Annotated in this window: 2 protein-coding genes and 1 pseudogene; all 3 read left to right on the top strand. The window is 36.5% G+C overall.

The window, feature by feature from the left end:
- Window positions 1-88: 88 nt before the first annotated feature.
- Window positions 89-1,024 (top strand): replication initiation protein, encoded by a 936-nt coding sequence (locus tag DXH47_RS11425; protein ID WP_063285835.1) that lies wholly within the window; start codon window positions 89-91, stop codon window positions 1,022-1,024.
- Window positions 1,017-1,541 (top strand): DUF536 domain-containing protein, encoded by a 525-nt coding sequence (locus DXH47_RS11420; protein WP_129033425.1) that lies wholly within the window; start codon window positions 1,017-1,019, stop codon window positions 1,539-1,541. The genes DXH47_RS11425 and DXH47_RS11420 overlap by 8 nt, the downstream gene beginning before the upstream one ends.
- 115 nt (window positions 1,542-1,656) lie before the next feature.
- A pseudogene (locus DXH47_RS11415) lies at window positions 1,657-1,963 on the top strand (transposase); the annotation flags it as partial.

The raw sequence follows: 1,963 nt of genomic DNA, 5'->3' as shown, positions 1-1,963 counted from the left end.
GTTTATCGACTACATTTTGTCTGTTTATCGACTACATTTATTTACTCCTGTATTCAAATAAGGTAGTATTATTCAAGGAGGTTATTTTATGAGCAATGAATTAGTCAAATATGACCCTGAATTAAATACAATCCCCTTGCGAAGGTTTACTCCTGTAGAAATGAACTTGTTCTTTTCTGTAGTTTCTAGAATGCGTGATAAAGGTGATGATACTGTTAGATTTACCTTTGATCAGTTAAAAGAGTTAAGTGCCTATAAGCCAACCGCAAATAATCGGTTTATTGATGACATACAAAGTACATATCAAAAAATACTAGGTCTTAGATTTGGCTCTCGAAGTAAAGATGGTCTTGATAGAGAGATGTTTGTCATGTTCACTCGATTTGAAATTAAGGGATCTGCAGACGTTCCTTATGTTGATATTCAAATTTATCCCAAAGCGTTGAAACTTCTAAATAATCTCGAAAGTTGGGTTCGTTATGCTTTGACAGAGTTTCGAGATTTAAAGAGTAGTTACGCAAAAACAACTTTTCGTATTCTTAAACAATTCCGAACCACTGGTTATGCTTATTTTTCTAAAAATGATTTCTTTGAACTACTAGATATTCCACAAAGCTATTGGAGTAAGCCTGCGAACGTTGAATCTAGGGTTATTCGCCCAATTAAGGAAGAACTAACCCCTTTGTTTAGAGGCCTAACTATACGAAAAAAATATGGTAAAGGTCGTGGGAAACCAGTGATTGGTTATACTTTTACTTGGAAGCCTGAAAGAAAAGACGCAAACGACTTTTCTCAAGGTAAGTTCCAAGATGAGCGTCAAAAACTTTTTAATATCCAGAATAATGGTGAATTAACAGAACAAGAAAAATGGCGTGCTACCGATAAAGTTAAAGGCCTACCACTAGGCTCAACTGAAAAACAGATTTTAGCCGAACGACAGATTGAGCATGATAAAACAATAAGAGATCAGACAAGACAAGAAATGCTTTCTGAACTCCGAAAGGGGTTTGGAAAACATGCCTAAAACTATTAGAGAACTTGCTGATGAATTGAAGGTCTCTAAACAAACTATTCAATATCACTACCAAAGACTACCAACAAAGAACCAACAAAAAGATAGTCAAGGTACAAACATGATTAGCCTTACAGCTGAAAGGATTATTAGGGACAAGGTAGCAAAGCCTTTGGTAGCAAAAGATCAACAAATAGGTAGCAAAAAAGCGACAAAGACTAGCAAAAAAAATAATGAGCTAATTGCTACTCTAAGAAAAGAGGTAGCAGATTTAAAGTCTCAACGTGACAAACAGCTTGCTACCAAAGACCGACAAATAGATCATCTAACAAAATTGGTGGATCAGCAGCAACAATTACAATTAGCAACAGTAGCAGAAGATCGCCATTTGAAAGAACGCCTACGAAAATTAGATGGCCCAGTTGAAGATCTTGAAAGTATAGAAAAAAGCCAAGTTGCAAAAACTGATGGTGCAAAAAAACAGGCAGCTAAAAATATAACTAATAAAAAATGGTGGCATTTTTGGTAATCGAATAATTATCGTAAATATGTACTAGAAAAGAGCATACAAATTATGGAGGGTCTGTACTAGAATTTCGGACAGAAACATAAGAGAATTAATTTATCCGAAAGGAGTCCTCAAAATGACCTATTCACGCAATCGCTACGACCAAGATTTTAAGAAAAATGCGGTACGTTTGAGTTTTAACTCTTCCAAACCAGTTAAAATCATTGCCTCCGAACTTGGTGTTCCTGAAAGTGCCCTGTATCGTTGGCGGAAGCTATATACCGAAGATGGAAAGCAAACGCCGTTTGCTTCTTTAGAAGCTGAGAACCGTGCCTTAAAACGTGAAAATGCCGAATTAGCATTGGAGCGTGATATGTTAAAAAAATCCGCCGCCTACTTTGCCAGTCTCCAGAAGGAACCCCGGTCTTTCCTCGTGAACCACT

The organism is Levilactobacillus suantsaii (genome assembly GCF_004115745.1).
Classification (GTDB): Bacteria; Bacillota; Bacilli; order Lactobacillales; family Lactobacillaceae; genus Levilactobacillus; species Levilactobacillus suantsaii.
This window is presented reverse-complemented; position numbering and strand designations above follow the sequence as displayed.

Bases quoted from the DNA above. Each gene is read 5' to 3' on its own strand.
- DXH47_RS11420 (WP_129033425.1), top strand. From the start codon at position 1,017: ATGCCTAAAACTATTAGAGAACTTGCTGATGAATTGAAGGTCTCTAAA.
- DXH47_RS11425 (WP_063285835.1), top strand. From the start codon at position 89: ATGAGCAATGAATTAGTCAAATATGACCCTGAATTAAATACAATCCCC.